The organism is Deinococcus marmoris DSM 12784 (assembly GCF_000701405.1).
Lineage (GTDB): Bacteria > Deinococcota > Deinococci > Deinococcales > Deinococcaceae > Deinococcus > Deinococcus marmoris.
Genome location: NZ_JNIV01000211.1, coordinates 1 through 2,302 on the forward strand (window position 1 = coordinate 1; position 2,302 = coordinate 2,302).

1 protein-coding gene and 2 pseudogenes are annotated in these 2,302 nt (G+C 58.3%); all 3 read right to left on the bottom strand.

The window, feature by feature from the left end:
* Positions 1-109 precede the first annotated feature (109 nt).
* Complete coding sequence (locus Q319_RS0123200) at positions 110-1,000, bottom strand: acyltransferase family protein (RefSeq protein WP_081846277.1); 891 nt, start codon at positions 998-1,000, stop codon at positions 110-112.
* Between the two features lie 168 nt (positions 1,001-1,168).
* Positions 1,169-1,960, bottom strand: a pseudogene (locus Q319_RS28925) (tyrosine-type recombinase/integrase); the annotation flags it as partial.
* An 80-nt stretch (positions 1,961-2,040) separates the two neighbouring features.
* Positions 2,041-2,302, bottom strand: a pseudogene (locus Q319_RS27705) (IS701 family transposase); the annotation flags it as partial.

Consider the following 2,302-nt stretch of genomic DNA (forward strand, 5'->3'; position numbering starts at 1 on the left):
TGAACAACAGACCCCGAAAAGTGTTGGGGTATCGCACGCCCCAAGAGGTACACTCGGCCCATCAGAGTGGTGCGCTAGCAACTTGAACTCGCCTCCCCCTGCTGAGTAGTTACATCTCGCCTAGGTATACAAGCCAGCGCTGGCTTAACAGCCGGGCAATAACACCTTTGCTAAAGGTAAGCGAGAAAATGAGCAGTGCGAATGCTGGGGCATAGTACAAAGACCAGCGGAGGTTTTGCGGCACGTCGTTGTGAAAGGCGATAAGCACCACTAGAAGACCGAGGGCCGCCCACACGCCCACATCTGGCAGGGCGCTGGATTGGAGCCTGGGCCTGAGCGCGAATGCCAGCCGGGCCAAAAGAATACCGACCAGGAAGTCCCACAGCCGGGTCACCGGAAAGATGTAGAAAAACCAATGGGAAAGCTCAGTGTTCGGGATCTGTAAGGCCGCAATCAACAGCACGAGAAAAAGCGCAATGGCCGCTCCGATCCAAACCTTTAGATTCCTGGTTGTGAGAACCAGCAGGAAGGGGAACAGGGCATAAAAAAATGTCTCGTCGGAGATGCTCCATGACGGACCGTTGAACGAAAAATAAATCCACCTGACCGGCGGAAAACTCTGTAGGAGGGAGGCATTAAATACGCCGGCCACTAGTGAATTGATTAGCCCTTTAGAGCTGTAGATGGCAATGGGAAGCGAAATAAGGAAAGTGAGCGCATGTAGCGGGTAAATGCGCGCGAACCTCGCAATGAAGAATTTTTTCATACTCCCAGCGTCGGATTTTCTAAGGCGCTCCTGATACGTATAGGTAAGAATAAAACCAGACAGAATGAAAAAGAAACTGACCCCCATGTAACCGTCAGAAAACATCGTGGAATAAATCCATCGGGCGGTAGGGCTGCTGGCCGTTTCCATCCACGGCTGGTGGTACATAAAGACCAAAAGCGCGGCAAAAAATCGTGCTCCTGTAAGTGGGTCAATCTTCCCAGTGATTTCCATGAGAGGAACTATAAAGCAGTTTTTACGGCACTCTCAGCATGGGCGATCTGGCCAAGCCCACGCATGAGACAATCACGGACGCCTCCCCCAATAAGTTCAGATGTCGGGCCGAATATCGGCCAGAAAAAGCGCCCAGGGACCGTCTCCTGGGCGCTGCTGATGTCGGGGTCAGTCGGCGGCATCCTCTGCTGCATCCCAGCCTGCCAGGGCGTCGGTGAGCTTCGTGCTGGAGAGCTTTGCGTACACCTCGGTGGTGCTGATGGAGCTGTGCCGCAGGTGTGGGGCCGCCACGAAGAGGTCGCCGCACTGGTCTAGGAGCATGGTGGCCGCCGAGTGCCGCAGCCCATGCACGTGGCGCTTCTCGTACTTCACGCCCGCCCGGCTGCACAGACTCCGCAGGACCAGCCGCACCGTCTTCTGGTTCTACCAGGCCAACACCGGCCCTTCCCTCTCCTCCTCCGGCACCTGCGACAGCGACTCGGTCAGCGCTGCGGTGAGGTGCGCCGTCGCCGTCTTCCGCGCTTTGCCCGTCACCACCATCACCCGTTTCAGGAGGTCAATGTGCTGCCACCTTAAACCGATCAGCTCAGACATCCGCAGCGCCCCATGTGCGCCCAAGAGCAAGAACCGCGTTTCGTCCGCGTCCGCCAGGGCGAGCAGAGCATTGATGTCCTCCCGCGAGTACGCCTCCAGCTTCGTCCACTTGTCCTCAGTGTCATGGGCGCGCGGGGTGTCGGCGAACGGGTCACCCTCCAGCACGTTGGCCCACCGCAGCGTCCGGTACAGGGCACGGGCGGCGGATCGGCGCGAGTTGATCGTCCCTGGCTTCATCCCCTGCCCCTCCAATCCCCGGATGTATCCGATGGTTAGGTCCGTGTCGTGTTCGGTCAAACGCTTCCAGCCGAGGGTCAGTGCGTAGGCGAGGTAGGCCCGCACGCCAGTGGTGTAGCTGCGTATGGTGTGGGGCTGGTGTGCGCCCCGCCACGGCCATAAGCCAGCAGGTTGTGCATGGTCAAGCTGACGAGCAGATCGATATCGCCGCTCGGTGCGCCGAGTGGTGCGAACGCCCACAACGAACTCAAAGCCCAGTTGCCGCACCTCATCCAGAAATACGGCTGCTTCAAAACCGCTGTCAGCCAACACCCGGATGCGGAACGGGGAGCGGATGAAATCGGGGATGGTGCGAAGCATCTCGCGCGCCAACGTAGTGGGTGTGGGCGTGCTTTTCCCCTTGTACACCCGATAGGCCACCGGGAACTTCACATCCCGATACTAGGCAAAGAGAACCACCAAGTGGATACC